Annotated in this window: 22 protein-coding genes; 20 read left to right on the plus strand and 2 right to left on the minus strand. The window is 42.1% G+C overall.

Translation table 11 applies throughout. From position 1 onward, the window contains the following. The first annotated feature begins 5 nt into the window (after positions 1-5). The 10 genes from IEW82_RS05285 to IEW82_RS05325 all read left to right on the plus strand — a co-directional run bounded on the left by IEW82_RS05285 (position 6) and on the right by IEW82_RS05325 (position 10,091). A complete protein-coding gene (locus IEW82_RS05285) occupies positions 6-1,475 on the plus strand; it encodes a nicotinate phosphoribosyltransferase (RefSeq protein WP_188690271.1) in 1,470 nt (489 codons plus the stop codon). A 78-nt stretch (positions 1,476-1,553) separates the two neighbouring features. Further along, positions 1,554-2,483 carry an alpha/beta hydrolase gene (locus tag IEW82_RS05290; RefSeq protein ID WP_229672347.1) on the plus strand — a complete coding sequence of 310 codons (930 nt, stop codon included), beginning with the start codon at positions 1,554-1,556 and terminating at the stop codon, positions 2,481-2,483. 643 nt (positions 2,484-3,126) lie between these two features. Further along, positions 3,127-3,456 (plus strand): metal-sensing transcriptional repressor, encoded by a 330-nt coding sequence (locus IEW82_RS05295; RefSeq protein WP_188690298.1) that lies wholly within the window; start codon positions 3,127-3,129, stop codon positions 3,454-3,456. Between the two features lie 32 nt (positions 3,457-3,488). Beyond that, a complete protein-coding gene (locus IEW82_RS05300) occupies positions 3,489-5,879 on the plus strand; it encodes a heavy metal translocating P-type ATPase (RefSeq protein WP_188690301.1) in 2,391 nt (796 codons plus the stop codon). Positions 5,880-5,915: 36 nt separating this feature from the next. Continuing rightward, on the plus strand, positions 5,916-6,122 hold the full coding sequence (gene copZ, locus IEW82_RS05305; RefSeq protein ID WP_188690304.1) for a copper chaperone CopZ: 207 nt from the start codon (positions 5,916-5,918) through the stop codon (positions 6,120-6,122). 457 nt (positions 6,123-6,579) lie between these two features. After that, positions 6,580-6,894 (plus strand): ArsR/SmtB family transcription factor, encoded by a 315-nt coding sequence (locus IEW82_RS05310; RefSeq protein WP_188690308.1) that lies wholly within the window; start codon positions 6,580-6,582, stop codon positions 6,892-6,894. A 138-nt stretch (positions 6,895-7,032) separates the two neighbouring features. Next, a complete protein-coding gene (locus IEW82_RS05315; RefSeq protein ID WP_188690311.1) occupies positions 7,033-7,986 on the plus strand; it encodes a cation diffusion facilitator family transporter in 954 nt (317 codons plus the stop codon). 50 nt (positions 7,987-8,036) lie between these two features. Next, positions 8,037-8,168, plus strand: a complete 132-nt coding sequence (locus IEW82_RS20180) for a hypothetical protein (RefSeq protein WP_268237331.1) — start codon at positions 8,037-8,039, stop codon at positions 8,166-8,168. A gap of 664 nt (positions 8,169-8,832) precedes the next feature. Then, positions 8,833-9,354 (plus strand): thiol-disulfide oxidoreductase ResA, encoded by a 522-nt coding sequence (gene resA / locus IEW82_RS05320; protein ID WP_188690314.1) that lies wholly within the window; start codon positions 8,833-8,835, stop codon positions 9,352-9,354. A 26-nt stretch (positions 9,355-9,380) separates the two neighbouring features. Next, positions 9,381-10,091, plus strand: coding sequence for a cytochrome c biogenesis CcdA family protein (locus IEW82_RS05325; RefSeq protein WP_188690316.1), 711 nt, complete (start codon positions 9,381-9,383; stop codon positions 10,089-10,091). A 473-nt stretch (positions 10,092-10,564) separates the two neighbouring features. Here IEW82_RS05325 and IEW82_RS05330 read toward each other — a convergent pair whose 3' ends face one another. Beyond that, a complete protein-coding gene (locus tag IEW82_RS05330) occupies positions 10,565-11,344 on the minus strand; it encodes an undecaprenyl-diphosphate phosphatase (protein ID WP_188690320.1) in 780 nt (259 codons plus the stop codon). Between the two features lie 256 nt (positions 11,345-11,600). On the opposite strand from IEW82_RS05330, the gene rfbA reads away from it, so the two are divergent. The 8 genes from rfbA to IEW82_RS05370 all read left to right on the plus strand — a co-directional run bounded on the left by rfbA (position 11,601) and on the right by IEW82_RS05370 (position 16,902). Then, positions 11,601-12,527: a glucose-1-phosphate thymidylyltransferase RfbA gene (gene rfbA / locus IEW82_RS05335; RefSeq protein ID WP_188690323.1), complete on the plus strand. Its 927-nt coding sequence runs from the start codon at positions 11,601-11,603 to the stop codon at positions 12,525-12,527. A 33-nt stretch (positions 12,528-12,560) separates the two neighbouring features. Then, positions 12,561-13,535, plus strand: a complete 975-nt coding sequence (locus IEW82_RS05340; RefSeq protein WP_188690326.1) for a glycosyltransferase family 2 protein — start codon at positions 12,561-12,563, stop codon at positions 13,533-13,535. A 12-nt stretch (positions 13,536-13,547) separates the two neighbouring features. Next, on the plus strand, positions 13,548-14,222 hold the full coding sequence (locus tag IEW82_RS05345; RefSeq protein WP_188690329.1) for a GNAT family N-acetyltransferase: 675 nt from the start codon (positions 13,548-13,550) through the stop codon (positions 14,220-14,222). 12 nt (positions 14,223-14,234) lie between these two features. After that, positions 14,235-14,600, plus strand: coding sequence for an EamA family transporter (locus tag IEW82_RS05350; RefSeq protein WP_188690332.1), 366 nt, complete (start codon positions 14,235-14,237; stop codon positions 14,598-14,600). 25 nt (positions 14,601-14,625) lie between these two features. After that, positions 14,626-15,783 (plus strand): dTDP-4-amino-4,6-dideoxygalactose transaminase, encoded by a 1,158-nt coding sequence (gene rffA, locus IEW82_RS05355; protein WP_188690335.1) that lies wholly within the window; start codon positions 14,626-14,628, stop codon positions 15,781-15,783. A gap of 62 nt (positions 15,784-15,845) precedes the next feature. Further along, positions 15,846-16,073: a small acid-soluble spore protein Tlp gene (tlp, locus tag IEW82_RS05360; protein WP_188690338.1), complete on the plus strand. Its 228-nt coding sequence runs from the start codon at positions 15,846-15,848 to the stop codon at positions 16,071-16,073. Between the two features lie 210 nt (positions 16,074-16,283). After that, entirely contained in the window at positions 16,284-16,463 is a 180-nt protein-coding gene (locus tag IEW82_RS05365; RefSeq protein WP_229672349.1) for an aspartyl-phosphate phosphatase Spo0E family protein, read from the plus strand. A gap of 286 nt (positions 16,464-16,749) precedes the next feature. After that, positions 16,750-16,902: a DUF1540 domain-containing protein gene (locus IEW82_RS05370; protein WP_188690341.1), complete on the plus strand. Its 153-nt coding sequence runs from the start codon at positions 16,750-16,752 to the stop codon at positions 16,900-16,902. Between the two features lie 114 nt (positions 16,903-17,016). Here IEW82_RS05370 and IEW82_RS05375 read toward each other — a convergent pair whose 3' ends face one another. Then, a complete protein-coding gene (locus tag IEW82_RS05375) occupies positions 17,017-18,912 on the minus strand; it encodes an LTA synthase family protein (protein WP_188690344.1) in 1,896 nt (631 codons plus the stop codon). A 395-nt stretch (positions 18,913-19,307) separates the two neighbouring features. On the opposite strand from IEW82_RS05375, the gene IEW82_RS05380 reads away from it, so the two are divergent. Both IEW82_RS05380 and IEW82_RS05385 read left to right on the plus strand, forming a co-directional pair. Continuing rightward, a complete protein-coding gene (locus IEW82_RS05380) occupies positions 19,308-20,531 on the plus strand; it encodes an MGDG synthase family glycosyltransferase (RefSeq protein ID WP_188690347.1) in 1,224 nt (407 codons plus the stop codon). 73 nt (positions 20,532-20,604) lie between these two features. Further along, positions 20,605-21,339 carry a polysaccharide deacetylase family protein gene (locus IEW82_RS05385; RefSeq protein WP_188690350.1) on the plus strand — a complete coding sequence of 245 codons (735 nt, stop codon included), beginning with the start codon at positions 20,605-20,607 and terminating at the stop codon, positions 21,337-21,339. Positions 21,340-21,361: the final 22 nt, after the last annotated feature.

The raw sequence follows: 21,361 nt of genomic DNA on the forward strand, positions 1-21,361 counted from the left end.
ATAGTATGCAGAAGAAGGCATATGATGATAGCTATGCTTTACATACAGATCTTTATCAAATTAATATGGCCGAGACGTATTGGGAAGATGGCATACATAATCGTCGGGCGGTATTTGATCTTTATTTTAGACATATTCCCTTTAACAATGGGTACGCAGTGTTCGCTGGCTTAGAAAAGGTCATCGATTTTATTCAGCATTTTAAGTTTAGTGAGAGCGATATTGAGTATCTGCGTGAGATTGGCTACAAGGATGATTTTTTAGCGTATTTAAAGACGATTACTTTTACTGGAAATATTCGCTCTGTACAAGAAGGAGAGCTCGTCTTTGGTAATGAGCCCTTGATAAGAGTAGAAGCCCCGCTTGCCGAAGCGCAATTAGTTGAAACAGCATTATTAAATATCGTCAACTATCAAACACTTATTGCCACAAAGGCTTCCCGGATTAAGCAAGCGGTTGGTGACCAAACAGTGATGGAATTTGGGACACGACGAGCTCAAGAGTTCGATGCGGCGATTTGGGGAACGCGCGCGGCCTACATTGGTGGGTGCTCTTCAACAAGTAATGTCAGAGCGGGAAAATTATTTGGCATTCCTGTTTCTGGGACACATGCCCATTCTCTCGTCCAAGCATATAAGGATGAGTATGTGGCCTTTCATAAATATGCTCGCCGCCATCGCGATTGTGTCTTTTTGGTAGATACTTATGATACGTTAAAGTCGGGTGTACCGACTGCTATTCGTGTGGCCAAAGAATTAGGGGATAAAATCAACTTTATCGGGATCCGTCTGGATAGTGGTGATCTCGCTTATCTATCTAAAAAGGCGCGAAAAATGCTGGATGATGCCGGTTTTCCAAAGGCAAAAATTGTCGCCTCTAATGATCTTGATGAGTATACTATTCTTAATTTAAAGGCCCAAGGCGCAAAAATTGATATTTGGGGCATAGGGACCAAGCTCATTACTGCCTATGATCAGCCAGCATTAGGAGCGGTTTACAAGCTGGCAGCTATCGAGGATGAGCAAGGGAACATGATTGATACCATTAAGATCTCTGGTAACCCTGAAAAGGTATCCACCCCGGGCATGAAAAAGGTTTATCGCATTATCAATACCTTGAATCATAAGTCAGAGGGAGACTACATCACATTGGAGGATGAAAATCCTCAGGAAGCCTCTCGTCTTAAAATGTTTCATCCTGTGCATACCTTTATCAGCAAATTTGTGACTAATTTTAACGCAAAAGAACTCCATCATGATATTTTTACAAATGGTGAGCTTGTCTATGAATTGCCATCCCTGCAAGAGATTCAACATTACGCCAAGGCAAACCTAGATTTACTGTGGGAAGAATACAAGCGTTCCTTAAATCCAGAGCCCTATCCAGTTGACCTCAGCCAAGCCTGTTGGAGTAATAAAATGGAAAATATTCATGAGGTTAAAGAAAAAGTGTCAGAACGCATTAAGCGTTCTTAATATAGAGAGATGAGAGATAGCTTGCTGTATAAGGTCTGTTTTGAGTGACATGAAGTTAAGAAGAGGGAGGGGGGATAGGTGAAATTGAAAACCTTTAAGCTGAAAACTGCTGATGGCATCCCCTTGCATGTCTACCAATGGCTACCAGAGCAGGTACCACACGCTGTTATACAACTTGCTCATGGAATGGCAGAGCACGCAGGACGCTATCAGCGGTTTGCGGGGGCTTTGTGTGCTGAGGGGTATGCTGTCTATGCCAATGATCATCGTGGGCATGGCTATACCACACATGAAGAGGAGGGTCACCTCCATTTAGGTGACCAAGAAGGCTGGGAGCGGACCGTCGATGATCTAAAGCAGCTGACAGACCTGATTGTGTCGCATTATCACGATCTGCCACGCTTTCTATTTGGTCACAGTATGGGGTCTTTCCTCGTGCGCCGTTACCTTCAAAAATACGGGGAAGGGGTAAAAGGTGTCATTTTGTCAGGCACAGGCGCTGATCCTGGCGTGCTCAGCACGTTAGGGATTATGATCGCTCAACGGGAAGCAAACAAATTGGGGAAGAGGGGGCGGAGTGATAAACTACAGCACCTTGTCTTTGGTCGGTATAATAAAAGGTTTCCTCAGCGTACCCCTGTTGACTGGTTATCGAGGGATGAGGAGGAAGTCGATGCGTATCTAGCTGATCCTTTTTGTGGGGAGGTGCCAACAGCCGGGTTCTTCTTGGATCTGATGAGGGGCTTGAAGGCCTTGGATCGTCCGGAACGCTTGCGTGCGATGCCAAAACGACTTCCAATTTTATTCCTTTCTGGAACTCAGGATCCTGTTGGTGGCTTTACAAAAGGGGTCAAGCGCGTTTATAAGCACTTTCAGAAAGTCGGGCTTGTGAATCTTGAATGTCACTTTTATGAAGGCGCGCGCCATGAGCTGTTGAACGAATTGAATCGAGAAGCAGTCACAAGGGATATTATCCGCTGGTTGTATAAAATCGAAGCAGGTCAGTAAATAAGGGAGCTTAGGCTCTTCTTTTTTATACTATCAGAATGTATCACTTCGGCTGCCACGCATAAAGGAAGAGAGTATAAGGCGGGCTTTGACTTTCGCCACCTGAGGCTTGCGGGCAACCTAAGTGTGTGATGTGCAAAAATCACATCAGGAGTACCAGCGAAGGGGTGCAAGCCAAATTTTCTAATGATAAAAATGAATAAATTTTGAGTATCAATGGATGGAGTGGATCGTGCTCGCCTTCCGCGGGGGAGTAGGTAAGCCTCCTCAAGCTGTACCCTGCGGGGTCTTACCGAACTCTCACACCCCACAGGACTCTAGTATTGCATCATGAATCAGCGAAAATTCGGGAACACACGATTTGAGAGTGTTCCGAATCTCTCACGCCTTGTGCTCCAATCCACTTGACCTGGCAATGAAGCCCTCTTTCATATATGATGATGCTCTTACCTAGACAAGGATCGGGCATGTTTTTCACTGTCTTTTTCTTATTCCTAAGTCAAATCTGATGTATAGGTCGTTGTTAGTGTGCTCAGGGAAGCATTTAAAAATAATGTAGTACAAAAAATAAAAAATGAGCATATTTATTTTCGATTATACCCTTAGGGGGTATAATAGGAGAAAAGTTAGTGGAGGGATGACCATGTGTTCTGAACATTCCTGTGAAGATTTACAGCTTCAGCCTGATCGTAAGCCGGCACTTCCTCGATCAGATGAGGAAAAACAAAGAATGATCAATCGCTTGAAGCGGATCGAAGGGCAAGTAAGAGGCTTGCAGAAGATGGTTGAGGACGACCGGTATTGCGTTGATATTCTTATCCAACTTTCCGCTGTGCAAGCTGCTTTGAAAAAAGTCGGATTTTCAGTCATGGAGAGACATACGAAGACGTGTGTTGCTGGCGCTATTAGAGAGGGCAATGGCGAGCATCATATAGATGAGCTTTTAAAAGTCATGCAGCAATTTTCAAAATGAAAAGAGCCGCCTGCAAGGTGAGGTGAAGGTCTATGACGACAAAAGAATCAACATTAGGTATCACGGGTATGACCTGTGCCGCGTGTTCAACTAGAATCGAAAAAGTGTTAAATAAAATGGAGGGTGTCCAGGCTAATGTAAACCTAGCCCTTGAATCTGCACAGGTGACATATGATGAGGAAAAGTCAGGGATCGATGATATTATTACACGGATAGATAAACTTGGCTATGGAGTGCGGACAGAAAAGACAGAATTTGATATTCACGGCATGACCTGTGCGGCTTGTGCAAATCGGATTGAAAAAGTACTCAATAAGCTGCCCCAGGTTCAAGCGACGGTAAACCTCGCGACAGAAACTGCGGTTGTGGAACATCCTACAGGGGTAATCACAAATGAAGCGATCATTCAAAAAGTGAAAAAACTGGGCTATGAGGCTGTTTTGAAAAAGGATAATGAAGAGCAAGATGATTTTAGAGAGAGGGAATATAAGCAAAAGCGTCTAAAATTCATCCTCTCAGCAGTGATATCTCTTCCCTTTATTTATATGATGTTGGCCCATGTTAGCGGACTTCCTATCCCCGATGTTCTGGGCAATCCTTGGACGCAAATGGTTTTAGCCGGTGTCGTACAGTTCTACATTGGTGGCCCTTTTTACGTGAGTGCCTTTCGTGCTTTACAGAATAAAAGTGCAAATATGGATGTGCTCGTTTCCTTAGGTACCTCCGCTGCATATTTTTATAGTCTTTACGAAACGGTGCGCTGGACATTTGATGCGTCTGTTGGAACGCCAATGCTGTACTATGAAACATCAGCAATCCTTATCACATTAATCCTGCTTGGGAAATTATTTGAAGCCCGTGCAAAAGGGCGAACGACGGATGCCATTAAAAAGCTACTCGATTTGCAAGCCAAGCAGGCCAGGGTCATTCGCGATGGTGAAGAACACATGATTCCCATTGAAGAGGTGCGAGTCAATGAGGTATTAGTCATTAAACCAGGTGAAAAAATTCCTGTAGATGGTCAGGTTCTATCTGGTTACTCTGCAGTAGATGAATCGATGATTACGGGAGAATCATTACCCGTTGAGAAAAAAATTCAGGATAAAGTGATTGGATCGACAATCAATAAAAATGGTCGATTAACCGTTAAAGCGGAACGTGTAGGGCAAGAAACAGCCTTGGCTGGTATTGTGAAAATCGTAAAAGAGGCTCAGGGCTCTAAAGCGCCGATTCAAAGGCTGGCGGATGTCATTTCCGGCATTTTTGTTCCAATCGTTGTCGGAATTGCCCTCTTAACCTTTTTAGCGTGGATATTCTTTGTTTCTCCAGGCAATTGGCCTGTTGCTTTGGATGCTGCTATTGCTGTCGTTGTCATTGCTTGTCCATGTGCATTAGGGTTGGCGACACCCACCTCCATTATGGTCGGTACAGGAAAAGGGGCAGAACAAGGCATCTTATTTAAAGGAGGGGAGTATTTAGAGGGGACTCAAAAGCTCCGAGCTATTTTACTTGATAAAACCGGGACAATCACTAAAGGAGAACCTGAGGTTACAGACTTCATTTCTTATACTGGAGAATCACTAGACCTTTTATCCAGAGTGGTTGCTGCTGAAAGTGCCTCAGAGCATCCGCTTGCACAGGCAATTATGGATTACGGTATCAAGCAGAAGGCTGACAAACTAGAAGCAACCGGCTTTGAGGCAATACCTGGGAAAGGGATTAAGGCACAGGTTAATGGAAGGAGCATACAGATCGGAACACGGAGACTGTTCGGAGAAGATCAGGTGTCTGAAGCACAGCTCACTCAACTGTCTGACTTGGAAGCTGAGGGGAAAACGGCGATGCTGGTAGCTGTTGACACTCGCATTAGTGGCATAATTGCGGTGGCGGATACAATAAAAGACTCCTCACGGCAAGCGATTTCCGACTTGAAGGCCTTAGGAATTAAGGTTTATATGATTACGGGTGATAATCAGCAAACCGCTCAAGCCATTGCAGGACAGGTAGGCATTGATCATGTTTTTGCAGAGGTGCTTCCAGAAGAAAAGGCAGAAAAGGTTAAAGCACTTCAAGCAACTGGCTTAAAAGTTGCGATGATCGGCGATGGCATCAATGATGCTCCGGCGTTAGCAGCTGCCGATATTGGGATGGCCATTGGTACTGGAACAGATGTGGCGATTGAAACCGCAGATATTACTTTGGTTGGTGGAGATCTTGCTCATATACCTAAAGCGATCAAGCTGAGTCAGATCACGATGAAAAATATTCGCCAAAATCTGTTTTGGGCGCTCTTTTATAACTCTGTTGGCATACCGATTGCGGCTGTTGGTTTGTTAGCTCCATGGCTGGCAGGAGCAGCAATGGCTTTTAGCTCAGTATCCGTTACACTCAATGCGCTTCGGTTAAAGCGTGTGAAGCTGTAAGGCTTACTTATAAATGGACAAGGAGGCTATATTATCATGGAAAAAATGACTTTAGATGTCCAAGGCATGACCTGTGGGCACTGCAAGGCGGCAGTGACAGGTGCACTTAAGGACCTTTCAGGTGTCAAAGAAGTCGAGGTTGATCTGGACACTGGTAAAGTTGATGTCACTTATGAGAACGGCAAGGTAAGTGTTGAACAGATGAAGGAAGCTATAGAAGACCAAGGCTACGATGTAGCTTAAGAACGTATAAAATATATCAAACTGATCAAGGCGCTTGAGTGCTTTGGTCAGTTTTTTTATACTATCAGAATGTATAACTTCGCTGCCGCGCATAAAGGAAGAGCGTATAAGGCGGGCTTTGACTTTCGCCACCTGAGGCTTGCGGGCAACCTAAGTGTGTGATGTGCAAAAATCACATCAGGAGTACCAGCGACGTGGGGCAAGCTAAGTTTTCTAATGGTAAGAAGGATAAAAAATTTAGTTATAATCCGACTATGCACTCGTCTGCCGCGATCAGCTCTATGATTTTATTGACCTTCTAATCAATAAAGGATAAGGCATGTTTTCTAATAAAGAAACCAATAAGGCGCTGACCTTTTTTCTCAACTTAGATAACCTTTTTAGTTTGCTCTTTAAAAATGGCTTGATATGATAAGACTAAGAAAGATAGACTAAAGGACAAATTAGGTGACTATATATGAGTAATGAGAAGAATGCACGGCTTGATATGGATGAAGAAACCCTGTTTACAGCTTCCCAGATTTTTAAAGCTTTGTCCGAACCAACAAGAATTAAGATCCTCCATTTATTAAACGAAAAGGAATGCTCGGTCAATCAAATCGCTCAAGCCTTGGCATTGCAGCAATCTACAGTGTCCCATCAATTGCGATTGCTGAAAAATTTGCGGCTAGTGAAATTCAGACGTGAAGGGAAAACCATTTATTATTCTCCAGACGATAATCATGTCATGAATTTATTAGAGCAGACGTTGAAGCATGCGCATCACGATTAGTATACTCTAGGTGGGTATTGACGCTATTGTTAGATTAAATAAAAATGACATAAATGGATTGTCAGGGTGTAAAAGATTTAATATAATGTACATATGAACATGTATTCATATATTAAATAAATCTTGTGGGGAGATTATATGGCACATTCACATGGACATGACCATAATCATGCCCATCAGGCAAACAAAAAAGCTTTACTCATTAGCTTTATTTTAACGACGGCCTATATGATTGCTGAGGCCATTGGTGGATTTTTAGCGCATAGCTTGGCCCTTTTATCCGATGCAGGGCATATGTTAAGTGATGCGGTGTCACTGGCTGTTGGATTGGTTGCCTTTATATTTGGTGAGAAGCTTGCGACCTGGGATAAGACATTTGGTTATAAACGCTTTGAGATCTTGGCAGCACTATTTAATGGAGCAGTTTTGATCATTATTTCCATACTTATTATCATTCAAGCGATCCGGCGCTTTTTTGCTCCAGAAGGTGTAGACGGTATAGGAATGTTGTGGATTGCCTGCATCGGCCTTTTGATCAACATTATTGTAGCCTGGATTTTAATGAAGGGTGACACAAGCGAAAATCTTAATCTGCGTGCTGCATTTGCCCATGTCATGGGGGATCTTTTAGGTTCTGTTGGTGCGATCATTGCCTCCATTTTGATCATGCTTTTTGGTTGGGATTGGGCAGATCCGGTTGCCAGCCTTATTGTCAGCCTATTGATTCTTGTGAGTGGCTGGCGGGTGACAAGGGCCTCTGTTCATATTCTTATGGAGGGGGCACCAAGTGAATTGAAGATACAGGATATTATTGATACCGTGCAAGCCATTAAGGGCGTAAAAAATATTCATGATCTTCATGTTTGGTCAATCTCAAGTGGCATCAATGCATTATCTTGCCACGTTGTACTTGAAGGGGCGGAATCATTGAGCGAGAGCCAGAGCATCCTTCATGACATTGAACATACGCTTAGTCACAAGGGAATTGGACACACTACCATTCAAATGGAGACGGCTGATCATGATCATGAAGACTCTATTCTTTGTTCGATAAAGTCGGAGGAGAATGGGCATCATCACCATCATCATTAGGAATAATCACTTTGAAGTTCACACATCCTAAGCGAGGGGGTGTTTGAAAAGTGAAGGAAAAGCAAAAAGGTTCACGGCAACAAGAAGAACGGCCGAAAGTAACATTAGACAAATCTCGTGGCTTGGGACGACCGCAAACGCCGCCACCACAACCAAAGGATTATGAAGAAATTGATTATTAGCAGAAAAGCGCGGCTGGGACAGAAGTATTCAGCTCATAGAGAAGTCGAACGCATTCACCACTTCAGCATGCGTTCGGCTTTTTGAATGAGTGACGAAGTCCCCCGCCAAACACTTCGGCTTCCACACGGGCACGGCCTCAGGCGTACAATCAGGGGTCCCAAAAAAAAGTGTTCTTTACTTTTTGGGGTGGTATTGACGGGCTAGCTTCGGCTTGGTCACATGGATGTGACACTTAGCCAAAGGTCTTTAAGGATTCCCAAGTATTTATGATCAAGAAGCACCTGTTCCAGCGTCTTTCTCGGAACAGCTCGAAGTTGACGTGAAGTAACGTTGGCATCTTTCTCGTAGGCGTCTCCGTATTTTGACTACACTTTTGTTTTCCTTAGCTCCTTTTAAAATTTTATCGCTCGGTATTAGGGTAATCTCTTTTCGTTTTATCTCACCCTCTTAATTTTTTGATGGATAAGGATTAAGGAAGGGGAGGAGAGACTAACTGCAGGGAATTTCCCCCAGTCCCTGTGGGGTGACATTTATTTTGTAATCGGTTACTATAAATAAATGAAATAGTCAAAATGATGAGTTAAAAAATACTCAGGAGGCTTGCCTAAATGGGGGGCACTGTGAGTATAATCATAAGTAAGAGGATCTTTAAGGTGGTGCAGAATGAAGAATAAAAGATTAAGATTATTCATGCGGACGGTAATATTGTGCATCATTGTCATAGCGGTTGGCTACACCATTTTCCAAGTCGTAAAGAGCAAGGAAGCTGTTAAAGAGGGTGATAGTGCTCCCAATTTTGAGCTAAAGAACCTACAAGGGCATGAAGTGGAATTAAAGGATCTTCGCGGCAAGGGCGTGATGCTGAATTTTTGGGGTTCTTGGTGTAAGCCCTGCGAACAAGAAATGCCTTTTATTGAAAAGGCCTATAAAAACAAACCCGCCAATGTTGAGATCTATGGAGTCAATATTGGTGATTCAAATCTAGTGGCTCAGAAATTCATGGAGCGTGTAGGAGCGACCTTTCCGACGTTATTAGATCATGATAAAGATATTTCCAAGGCTTATGCATTGACGGAAACGCCGACAACCTTCTTTATTGATAAGAATGGCAAAGTGATCAAGATGACACCAACGATGACAAGTGCTGAGGAAGTATCGCATTATTTAAATATGATTGCGCCTTAAATTATTCATGTTGGGGGAGAGCGCGAGTGGCAGATATCAATATCTTTTTGGCATTTGGAGCGGGCATACTCTCTTTCGTTTCTCCATGCACGCTTCCCTTATATCCCGGCTTTCTTTCCTACATAACGGGAGTATCGGTGAATGAGTTAAAGACAAACAATGGGATGCTCAAAAAACGTGCATTGCTCCATACATTACTCTTTCTGATTGGTTTTTTTATTGTGTTTGCTGCGATCGGATGGTCAGCCACATTAGTAGGATCGTTTCTTAATCGTTATGATGATGCGATCCGTCAAATTGGAGCGATTTTAATCGTTGTCTTTGGCTTAATTATTCTAGGAGTATTCAAGCCTTCTTTTGTGATGAAGGATAGGCGCATTCATTTTACCAATCGTCCAGCGGGATTTTTAGGAACAGTATTGATTGGCATGGGCTTTGCAGCTGGCTGGACGCCTTGTACAGGACCGATTTTGGCGGCTGTGTTTACTTTGGCATCGACTGCACCTGCTCAGGGCTTCTTATATATTCTCGTTTATGCCAGTGGCTTTGCAGTCCCTTTTTTTATCTTAGCTTTTTTCATTGGTCACTTAGCTTGGGTGAAAAAGTATAATGTCGCATTCATGAAGATCGGTGGTGGGTTAATGATTTTTATGGGGGTTTTTCTTTACTTTGATTGGATGACAAGAATTTCCTCCTTCCTCACCAACCGGCTTTTTGGCGGATTTACTGGCTTTTGAATTGATAAAAGACAGGGCAGCCCTTGATTAGGGTGGCCCTGTTGTTTTTAAGAGATCAGAAAGGATAAAATTTTTGGTCAGCAGAACGGTGTGGATCTCCACTCCAGAGCACTCGCTTTCCTCATGCTCACACGATGTGGGTAGGGTCGGCGTTGTCACAGGACGTGACGTTTTTAGTCGATCGTCCTGAGTGGCCTCAGCTTATTTTGGAATGGATGAATGGTATTCTAAGTATTTATGAATAAAGACCCCTGTTCCTGAGTCTACAAGTATGGCTTCGAAGTCAGCTTTCTCGGAAAAACTCGAAGTGTATTCTGAAGTAACGCTGGCCCTGTTCCCGAAGGAGCCAGAGCGCCTTCCATTCCGATCAACTGGGTTGCTGACCCTGCTTTTTGGGATTAAAATCTTATTCCGTGTTTTAATAAGGACCGGGCAAGCTTTTCGCTCGGTTTTTCTTAATGGGTCTTTGTCTATTAAAAGCGTCCTGTCCATTGGGCAACGAGGATGATGATACCGAGTGCCCAGACATAGACGGCAAATAACTTTAGGGATTGCTTTTTGACAAAGCCGATCATCCAGCGAATCGCTAAATAGCCAAAAAAGGCAGAGGTTAGGGTAGCGATAAGCAGCGAGGGTAGGCTGATTTGCTGTGCAGTTCCTTCAAAGAGATCCTTGCACTGTAGAGCAACGGCCCCGGCGATAGCAGGTGTGGATAGGAGAAAAGAAAAATAAGCAGCGGTTTCTCTATCCAGCTTGCGAATAAGACTGGCGACAATGGTTGACCCAGAGCGTGAAATAGCTGGGAAAATGGCACTGGCCTGGAAGCAACCAATGAATAGCGCATCAGTGACGGTAAGCTCGTTCATCTTTTTTCGTCCGGGTTTTAACGTTTCTGCAAACCACATCATTCCTCCTGTAATCAAGAACTCCCAACCGATCGTGACGCCAGACTTTGAAAGTGTGTCAAAGAAATCCTTAAATAGAAGACCGAAGACAACTGCTGGAATGGTTCCAACAATTAAGAGTAAAGAGAGGCGACAAAAGGGACGTCGCAAAATCATGAGGATCTCTTCCTTGTAAAAAACTAGAATAGCGATGAGCGTCCCAAAGTGGAGCATTGTGTCCAAAAAAAGGCCAGCTTCATCTAACCCGAATAAATGGCGTCCAAGATAGAGATGCCCTGTACTAGATATCGGTAAGAATTCAGTGATTCCTTGTAAGAGTCCTAATATAAAGGCTTGAATAGTATTCATAGATAATGTCTCCTTCCAAGCTACTCTCCTTGTCCTATTTATATTAAAGGGTGGGTAAAGTTATTAAGGCTTTATTTAGAAAAGTTTTAATGGTTCATAGAAGGAATAAAGATATTTTCGGGCGGTGCTTCTTGATGCTTTACATTGAACTTGGCGCTAAAGGACAGGAACCATGCCCAATTTAGGATAAGTTACCTTTATGTGGATAATTTACTTTCCTTCTGCACACTCTAGAAAAATGGAAAGGGTGAACTGCATGAAAGGGATTATTTTAGCTGGCGGTAAAGGCACACGGCTGTACCCCTTAACATTGGTAAATAATAAGCATTTATTGCCTGTTTACCAGAAACCAATGATCTATTATCCGCTCTCGGTTTTGATGCTAGCTGATATTCGTGACATTTTAATTATTACAACGCCGCAGGATCTCGAGCGCTTTCAAACACTGTTGGGTGATGGTAGTGCTTATGGCATCCGTCTTCAATATGCGGTTCAGGAGAAGCCTAATGGTATCGCTGAAGCCTTCCTTATTGGTGAATCATTTATTGCTGGCGATCAAGTGGCTTTAATATTAGGAGATAATATTTTTTATGGCCCGGGCTTTACACCGTTACTGCGCCGTGTCAAACGACAATTAAAAGGGGCGACCGTCTTTGGTCATCGTGTTAAGGACCCCAGGCGATTTGGTGTTGTGGAGTTTGATGATCAAAAAAGAGTGCTTTCGATTGAAGAAAAGCCGGTCGAACCAAAATCAGACTTTGCGATTACTGGATTGTATTTTTATGATCATAACGTGGTTGATCTGGCGCGACAATTAAAGAAATCAGAACGTGGTGAATTGGAGATCACGGATCTAAATGCTTTGTACTTACAGCAAAATCGTTTGAATGTGGAGTTGCTTGGACGTGGCTATGTCTGGATGGATGTTGGTACTCATGAAGCTCTGAATGAGGCCTCTGAATTCATTCGGCATATTGAGATGCGGCAAGGCTTCAAGGTGGGGTGTTTGGAGGAAATTTCCTATTATATGAAAACGATGAGCAAGAAGGACCTCCTGCGCCATGCTGGTCGTTTTAAGAATGAATATGGAAGCTATCTTCTTGATATCGCTAAAAGGCAGCATGTCCAACAATATTGGGAGGAACATGAGAGTCGGCGTGAGTGGATAGAGAATGCGAAATAAGAAAGAAGTCTAGGGATAGAGGATGGAGAATGCATGAATCCAACCATATCAGTAGTCACCCCTGTTTACGGGTGTGACGGGTGTCTTAAAGAACTTTATACTCGTATCAAACAAGCTGTAGAAGCCATTAGTCCCTCCTTTGAAATTATTATGGTGAATGATGAAAGTCCTGATCCATCGTGGCAGACGATCCAGGCGCTGGCGAAGAAGGATGCTCGGGTGAAGGGGATTGCGTTGTCTCGAAATTTTGGTCAGCATTCCGCAATCACTGCTGGCTTGGATTATTCGACAGGGGACTGGGTTGTGGTCATGGATTGTGATCTCCAAGATCAGCCTGAAGAAATTAAATCTTTGTATTATAAAGCGCAGGAAGGCTACGATATCGTTTTTGCTCGCCGAGCTAAGCGTAAGGATACGTGGCTTAAGCGTATGCAATCTAAGCTCTTTTATAAAGTCTATGATTATTTTACAGAAGGCACTACGGACGCTTCCATTGCTAATTTTAGTATTTGCTCACGTTCTGTCGTCGACCAGCTTTGTTTGTTAAGAGAAAAAAGCCGTTCCTACCCTTTGTTTTTAAAATGGTTGGGGTTTAAGTGGACGGTGATTGATGTGAAACATGCAGCCCGTGGAGAAGGAAAATCAAGCTATAATTGGTCGAAGCTCATCAACCTTGCGATTGATAGCATTGTTTCGCAGTCAAATAAGCCGCTTCGTCTCTCGATTACGTTCGGCTTTGGCATTGCGCTATTTTCATTGATTTACGGTCTGTTTTTAATCTATAAGTATTTCTTTTTGTACCAGCCCGTTGCAGGTTGGACAAGTGTGATGGTATCGCTGTATTTTTTGGGAGGGCTCACTTTTGCCAATTTAGGTATTATTGGTCTTTATATTGGCAAAATTTTTGATGAGACAAAAGATCGTCCGTTATATGTTGTTCGAACGAAAATTGGATTTGATCAAGGCTATGAGCCCTTGCTGACCACGCATGAAAAGAAGAAGGGATAAGGAGCTAGAGCTGTGGAGGATTTTAAAGAAACGCCTTGGGATCGACAGGTGTATGGCCTGCCAACGTATGAGCTCATACGGCCCACCGAGGAAAATTTAAAAAGGACAGAGCAGCTTACAGGACATTTTACAGTAAGGGTTCATCCACTCGTGTCCAAAAAGCTCTTACATCGGTATGGCTTTTACTACTGTGACACTTTAATTGAGCCGATTTGCCGCTCGGATGCCTTTCAGCCAATCTTTGATAGTCGTGTGTCGGTGATGCATGCGCAAACCACTGATCATTTAGTTCAATTTTGTCTTGATACTTTTAAATATGATCGTTTCCACAGGGATTTTAATCTTGATCCTGAAAAGGGTGATATCCGTTATGCAAATTGGCTACAATCTCTTGCCGCAGAAGGCCGGGTACTCACTTTAAAGTTTGAAGATATATCTGTTGGCTTTTTTGCTTATAGGGAAAATCAGATTCTTCTTCATGCTATAGGGCAAGCGTTTCAAGGGCAGGGTCTTGGAAAATACTTATGGAGCGCAGCCTGCCAAATGCTGTTTAGTGAGGGGTATCAAGAGATTAAAAGCTCTGTATCCGCTGCAAATTTAGCCATAGTTAACGTCTATCGGCAGCTAGGTTTTTCTTTTAAGCATCCTGTTGATATTTATCATAAATACCGACCAGCACAATTATAAGGAGAGAATGCTGTGGGTTATATCTATATTCTTGGCACCATTGCCTTTACTGTCTATGGCCAGCTCGTCCTTAAGTGGCGAATGAATCGGGTTGATACGTTGCCTCCAGGACTACTGGAGAAGCTATTTATCCTTTTTAAAATGATCATGGACCCCTTTGTTTTTTCGGGCTTAGCCGCTGCGTTCCTGGCCTCTCTATTTTGGATGGCGGCAATGACGAAGTTTGAACTGAGCTATGCTTATCCTTTTATGAGTCTGTCCTTTCTCGCTGTGTTCATCTTGTCCATTGTGTTATTTCATGAAGCTCTTACTTGGCAAAAAGGGATTGGCCTTGCCTGTGTCATTCTAGGCATTGCGATTTCTAGCCAAGGGGCTTAAAAAAACAAAAAGAAGGTGCATCGCTTTGATTCCATTTAATCGACCAGCAGTCACTGGGCGTGAAGCCCTCTACGTTAGTGAAGCGATTAATAGCCGCCAAATCTGTGGGGACGGGCGCTTTACATTTCTTTGTCAAAAATGGCTTTCTGAACAAACAGGCTGCCCCCATGTGTTGTTAACCCCCTCCTGTACCCACGCCTTAGAAATGTGTGCTGTACTGATGGAGCTAAAGGAGGGAGACGAGGTGATTCTGCCTTCGTATACCTTCTCATCTACAGCTAATGCCTTTGCTTTACGAGGAGCACAGTTAGTATTCGTCGATATCTGCCCTGAAACGATGAATATGGATCCTGAAGCTGTGGAGGCAGCGATTAACGAAAAGACGAAGGCAATTATTGCGGTCCATTATGCTGGCGTTTCCTGTGATATGTCCCGGTTAATGGGTCTTGCTGATCGCTATAAGTTATTTGTCATTGAAGATGCTGCCCAAGGTGTCATGAGCACTTACATGGGGAAGTCCTTAGGAACAATTGGTCATCTGGGCTGCTATAGCTTTCATGAGACGAAGAATGTGACAAGTGGAGAAGGAGGGGCTCTGCTTATCAATGATCCAACACTGCTGGAACGCGCAGAGATTATTCGGGAAAAAGGTACAAATCGCAAGCGCTTTTTGAATGGTTCTGTCGATAAGTATTCATGGGTGGATATCGGCTCATCTTTTTTACCTAGTGAGCTCAATGCTGCCTTCCTTTATGCGCAGCTTGAAGGGATTGAACGCATACATCAAAAGCGGATGAATCTGTGGAAGCATTACTATAGAGGCCTTCTTACCTTAAAGGAAAAAGGAATATTAGAATTGCCGACTATTCCTGAGTTATGCGAGCATAATGCTCATATGTTTTACATTAAGGTGAAGGATGAAGAGGAAAGAAAAACGATGATTGCTTTTTTAAAGCAACGCGGTATTGCAGCTGCCTTTCATTATAACCCTTTACATAGTGCCTTGGCGGGGAGGCAATTTGGACGATTTCATGGTGAGGACCGTTTTACGACTAAGGAGAGTGAACGCTTGCTCCGATTGCCTCTTTATTTTGATCTTAACTCTAGTGATGTCCAATTTATTGTCGAGCATATTCACGACTTTTATGGAATTAAAAGTAAGGCAGAAATGCATATAGTTTAGGCTTTGAATCCACAATAGAATAGAATCCATTACATTTTACCGTTAAAGGAGGCGTAATCCAAATGAAACATGATCATACTCCGAAGCCCGATGATCGGAGTGATAATGTAGAAAAATTGCAGGAGCACATTCAAAATACAATTGAAAATATTGAAGCGGCAGAAGAAACTCTTCAAAGTGGTGATATTGCTGGCCGTGATCGGCAAGCTGTAGAAGCAAAGAATCATCGTCGGGAAGAGGCCATCGAGGGCATGCGTAAAGAAATTATTGATGAAGCGCATGATCATTAAGGCAGATTGTGGGCCAAGCCGAAACGCTTGGCTCTCTCATTATTTGAACGCCCATAGTGATTTGGTAAGCCCCTCTAACAAAACGCTTTGTCGAAATAGCTAAGTCCATGTAAGTTGCCCACTAGTTTTGTCAAAACGATTGCATTTTTAATCGACTCTATTCATAATAATTGAGGTTGAGTTAAAATGAAAGAATAGAGGGGTAGGGTAATGATAGACATTAGAGAACTGGACAGAAGTGATTTGATGAAGTCCATTACAGAGAAACGAAGAGAAATGCTTGAAGTGGCCAAACTAAGAGGGCTCAAAAATAATGAAACGGTGCAACAAAGTCGCGAGCTGGATTCATTAATCATTGTATATCAAAAGCGTTTCTTCCATCATTATTAATCATATTCACAGCTAGGTTGTCACTTACAATAAAATTAATGTATGATAGACGTAATATTGAATGACTGTTGTATTCTTGGGGGATACATAGAAAAAGGATGTTTAAGGATGAAAAATTCAACATTAGGTCTATTTTTTGTGGGTATTTTTATTCTTATTAGTGTCGGCTACATGGTATATGTCATAAAGTGGTGAACGAGTAGAAACGTGGAGCTTGAATGAAATCACTCGATTTGGTACAGGATATATAAATGCAATACATGATGACCAAAGGAGTGGTTTGTTAATGGCTAAAGATGTATTGTGTGAAGTTAATAATTGTAAATATTGGGAAAAAGGCAATAAGTGTAGTGCTGAGGCTATTTACGTTGTCAGTCATACGGGTAAAAAAGCTGCTGATCAAGAAGAAACAGATTGTAAAACCTTTGAACCGGTTTAATGATGAGAGACTATTTATAACAGGCTCTCAAAAAGAAGGAATCCGTAACTATACGGATTCCTTAGCTTTTTGGCACTATACAGAAAGTATAAATCTTCGTTATAGCACTCCCCATTAAGGCTTCTCGGATGACTTGATTTCGTGTGGTAAGGACATCACATAAGCATCAGAAAGCTTTTCTAAGGCAATGACTTGGTCGTAGTCTGATTTATATTGTTGCATAGCATTATGTGATACGGCTCGTTTTGTCTTTAAGTCAAGTGCTGTCCCATCACTGAAATTTCTTGTTGGTGCGAACAGTATGGACGAGTTGATGAAGGAACCTTGTGGCATGTAGTAACGCATGCCGATGGTATTGTGAGTCGTATTTAAGAGGTCCTGTCCGAAGTGGACCAATTGGTTTTCGATATTAATACCAAGTAAATTGGTAAGGGTGGGAAGGAAATCGAGCTGTCCTCCTGTCACAGTGTTAACCTCACCGTGAGTGACACCTGGAATTGATAGGATAAAAGGAATGTTATAACGATCGGCTTCTGTATAGGAATGACCAAGTAGATTTTTTAATAGTGCACGATCTTGGTTATTAAACATGTGCTGGTCTAATCCGAAATGATCCCCATAAAAAAGAATAATGGAATGATCCCAAATGCCTTTATCCTTAAGCTTTTGAATAAAGCGGCCTAAAGCAGCATCGGTGTAATGCTGGGCCTCTAGGTAATCACCAACAATTTTTCCTTGGTTATATTGACTTGGAAGCTTTAGCCCCTTTTTGGCATCAGGTATCTTATAGGGATGGTGACTTGACATGGATATGAACATGCTGTAAAACGGTGTTGAACTTTTTTCGAGCTTATCAAGTCCTTTACTATAAAGAACATCATCTGATGGACCTAAACCAACGTTATCCTTATCTCCATAAACAGGCTTTTCATAGAAATGGTCAAAGCCTAAGGCAGGATAAAGCTCATCTCTGTTCCAAAATTTAAGCTCATCTGCGTGAAAGGTCATTGTATTATAGCCTTGTTTTTTTAGGACTTTAGGCAAACTCGGGTAATTGCGATTCCCTTCGGAGATTGATGTTGCACTATAGGCTTGTGGAAACAAGGAAGTGTTCATCATGTATTCCGCATCGGAGGTATTGCCTGGTCCCACTTGTTGGTAGACATGTGGGAAATAGAGACTTTGGCTTAAAAGCTTATTTAAATTAGGCGTGACTGCTTGACCGTCCACCTTTAGATTGAGAAGAAAGTTCTGAAAGGATTCCATTTGAATCACAATGACATTTCTTCCTTTTGCCACGCCGAACATGTTGCGATCACTTGGTTGTTTAATCGTTATGCCTTTGATTTGATCAATTTTTTGATTGATCTCCTGAGCTGTGAGTTTAGCACTTAACGGTTTGACCTGTGCTGTAGGATCTTTGTAAATATTTAACAACTCATAATTAAAAATCCCCTTATCGCCTGCAGCCAATACAGGGTTAGCAATGCTCACTCCTTTATAGTAAATAAAGAAGGCGATGGCAACTGCGAGAGAGAGGATAGCGGTGATCCTAAGTCCTTTTTTATTGATTCGTGCAGAAGGAAAAGGGAGTTTTTTGGAAAACTTAAAAACAAGTAAGATGATGATATCGATATACATCAAAAGGTATAATGGATTTAAAAGGGATAAGACACTATCACTTATAGCTGATACTTGTCCGAGCTGAAACAAGGCAAAATAAGTGGGAACAGTGTTAAAATAAGCAACGTATAAGACAATGCTGGCGAATAAAGTGGTGATAATGGCATCAGCAATAAAATAGCCATAGCTTTTGGCGCGTGAGGGTAAAAGCTCGACAAAGCCTAGTAAAAATAAAATATAGCATCCTTCTAAAATAAAGGATTTAATAAAATCAAAATCATGAAAGAGGAACCCGTGCATTAAAACAGCTTTTATTGTTAATATAATAGAAAAAATGATGTATTGACTGGTAAAAAAGTGTCGCACTGATTGCTTATTAGGTTTCATATGAAAGCCTCCTCATACACGCTATGTCATATTGTAAATCTATTGGCAATGACAAGCAAATCGTTTGTACTAGGCGAAGTGAGCGATGCAGCGAGAATTATGCTATACTTTTGTTGGTAATAATTGGGCTAAAGTAAGTATATTTTTGTAAAAAGTTTAAAAATGAAAATTGGACATGCTAATTAGGCATAGCATCATAGTATATAGAAAGAAGAATAAATCAAATGTGAGAATGGTATTTGATTAAAGCATATTAAAGTGTGGTAAATATATGCAAAAGCTTTTTTACACTTTGAAGAACACCTAAGTGGGGAGTACTGAGAAGAAACTGAAGTGTAAGCAAGGTTTTCGCTTTATTTATGCATTGGACTACTGTATGGGAAAGGAGCTTGAATATGAAGATTCTATTTCTTCCCTTATTTAACATGCCTTCTGGTCATCATCGTGTAGCAGATGCTTTAATTGGCATTATAAAAAAAAGAACAGATAAAATAGAATGCCGCAAAGTCGATGTACTCAGCTATAGCAGTAAGTTCATAGAAAAAGCAGTATCAGAGGTTTATTTGAAATGGATTAAACATACACCGAATACATATGACTGGGCCTATAAGCATTTTGCTTATACCCCTTCCCATAAGCATTGTTCGTTCAAAGGGATGGAGCATTTTTTTCTCAACAAGGTGGAGGAGCTATTGCAGGAGGAAAGGCCGGATGTGGTCGTGTGTACACATGGGTTTCCATCCCTTCTTATGAGTAGGCTGAAAAATAAAGGGCGCTGTCATATTCCCGTGATTAATGTGTATACAGATTACTTTATTAATGATATTTGGGGAAGGCAAGGGATTGATTATCATTTTGTATCGACGCCAGCGGTCAAAACACAAATGATTGAACAGTATGGAATAAGTCCAGAGACAATTTTTGTCACAGGGATTCCGATTCATGAGACCTTTTTATCTTTAAGCAAAGTAAAAAAAAGAAATAGAAATAGGTCTCGTACAAAAAGCATCCTTGTGGCAGGTGGCTCTAGTGGCTTAGGTGATATCACTGGATTGTTAGCACACTCAGATCCGAGCCTTGATTATCATTACATCATTCTTTGTGGCAAGAATGAAGAGCTTTATCAGTCCTTAAAAGAGCTACAAGACCCTAGATTAACACCACTTCCTTACATAGCCTCGAGAGAAGAAATGAATCAGCTATATGATCAGGCTGATGCCATTATGACAAAACCAGGGGGAGTGACAATCACTGAAGCCTTGCGAAAGGGTCTTCCAATCTTTATCCACTCAGCTTTGCCTGGACAAGAAGCGGTTAACATGCAGTATTTGAAGGAAAATTATTTGGTCTATGAGCTTGACCACAATGCTTCTTTTGAAGGCCAAATAGCGGCTATTCTTGATAACGATATCGAGGTTAGAAGATGGCAGCGTGCTGTAGAGACGTATTTTAATAGCTTACAAATTCTTCATCCCAATGTGATGTTTGATTTTCTTTACGACAGGGCGTTGGAGGGTGAATATTTGAATGAGATCTATCAAGTGAGTACGACAAAAAAAGGTTTTATAAGAATGCTTAAGAAGTATGCGAAGAAGCTGTCCCTTTCAAGCAATGCTTAGAAACTCGCCGGATCGGTGAGTTTTTCGGTTGGGATGCACTAGAAATTTGACATGTTAAGGAAGAGATGAGCAAATGGTTGGGTTGTATTTCATATTGTGTATCGCCCTCATCATTTTATGTCTATTTTTGCTTTATGCTATCTTGCCAACGGTAATTATGAGAACCTTTGCGATTGGGCTTTTTAAACAGTCAACGGTTAAAGGAAAGGTGGCCTTGACCTTTGATGATGGACCTGATCCCCGCTATACGCCAGAATTGCTAGATGTGCTGCGTACTTATAATGTACAGGCTACCTTCTTTGTTGTGGGTGAAAATGCCGAGCGGTATCCTGAGATCATTAAACGCATGCACAATGAAGGGCATGCTATCGGTATTCATCATTATCAGCATAGGAACAATTGGTTTTTAACCCCAGCTGGAACGCGTCAGCAGTGCGTGCAAACCGCTGAGATTATCCAACAGATTACAGGGAAGACGCCGGATTATTACCGGCCGCCGTGGGGAGCGCTCAATCTGTTTACCTTTTGGGCGGCACGTCCTTTTAAGATTGTTATATGGTCAGCCATATTAGGTGATTGGAAGCTGAATTTAGGCAAGGAACGATTAACGGAACGCTTGCATGCTCATATACACGACGGGGCAGTCATTGTTCTGCACGATGCTAACAACACTCCGGGGGCCGATGATGGAGCTGCAGCCCATACAGTAGCGGCACTTAAGGCATTTCTGCCCGAAGTGTATAAAGCTTATGACTTTATTACAATTGATGAAATAATGCGCCTGGAAGAAGCGAGAAAGGCCCAATAATGAAGGAGTAAAATATTACAAT

The sequence above is a fragment of the Pullulanibacillus camelliae genome (genome assembly GCF_014642655.1).
Lineage (GTDB): Bacteria > Bacillota > Bacilli > Bacillales > Sporolactobacillaceae > Pullulanibacillus > Pullulanibacillus camelliae.

Excerpts from the sequence above, each read along its gene's own strand:
- IEW82_RS05375 (WP_188690344.1), bottom strand. The coding sequence starts at position 18,912 with ATGAAACCTAATAAGCAATCAGTGCGACACTTTTTTACCAGTCAATAC.
- resA (WP_188690314.1), top strand. The coding sequence starts at position 8,833 with ATGAAGAATAAAAGATTAAGATTATTCATGCGGACGGTAATATTGTGC.
- IEW82_RS05315 (WP_188690311.1), top strand. The coding sequence starts at position 7,033 with ATGGCACATTCACATGGACATGACCATAATCATGCCCATCAGGCAAAC.
- IEW82_RS05300 (WP_188690301.1), top strand. The coding sequence starts at position 3,489 with ATGACGACAAAAGAATCAACATTAGGTATCACGGGTATGACCTGTGCC.
- IEW82_RS05365 (WP_229672349.1), top strand. The coding sequence starts at position 16,284 with ATGATAGACATTAGAGAACTGGACAGAAGTGATTTGATGAAGTCCATT.
- copZ (WP_188690304.1), top strand. The coding sequence starts at position 5,916 with ATGGAAAAAATGACTTTAGATGTCCAAGGCATGACCTGTGGGCACTGC.
- IEW82_RS05330 (WP_188690320.1), bottom strand. The coding sequence starts at position 11,344 with ATGAATACTATTCAAGCCTTTATATTAGGACTCTTACAAGGAATCACT.
- tlp (WP_188690338.1), top strand. The coding sequence starts at position 15,846 with ATGAAACATGATCATACTCCGAAGCCCGATGATCGGAGTGATAATGTA.
- IEW82_RS05385 (WP_188690350.1), top strand. The coding sequence starts at position 20,605 with ATGGTTGGGTTGTATTTCATATTGTGTATCGCCCTCATCATTTTATGT.
- IEW82_RS05310 (WP_188690308.1), top strand. The coding sequence starts at position 6,580 with ATGAGTAATGAGAAGAATGCACGGCTTGATATGGATGAAGAAACCCTG.
- rfbA (WP_188690323.1), top strand. The coding sequence starts at position 11,601 with ATGAAAGGGATTATTTTAGCTGGCGGTAAAGGCACACGGCTGTACCCC.
- IEW82_RS05285 (WP_188690271.1), top strand. The coding sequence starts at position 6 with ATGCAGAAGAAGGCATATGATGATAGCTATGCTTTACATACAGATCTT.
- IEW82_RS05370 (WP_188690341.1), top strand. The coding sequence starts at position 16,750 with ATGGCTAAAGATGTATTGTGTGAAGTTAATAATTGTAAATATTGGGAA.
- IEW82_RS05340 (WP_188690326.1), top strand. The coding sequence starts at position 12,561 with ATGAATCCAACCATATCAGTAGTCACCCCTGTTTACGGGTGTGACGGG.
- IEW82_RS05380 (WP_188690347.1), top strand. The coding sequence starts at position 19,308 with ATGAAGATTCTATTTCTTCCCTTATTTAACATGCCTTCTGGTCATCAT.
- IEW82_RS05295 (WP_188690298.1), top strand. The coding sequence starts at position 3,127 with ATGTGTTCTGAACATTCCTGTGAAGATTTACAGCTTCAGCCTGATCGT.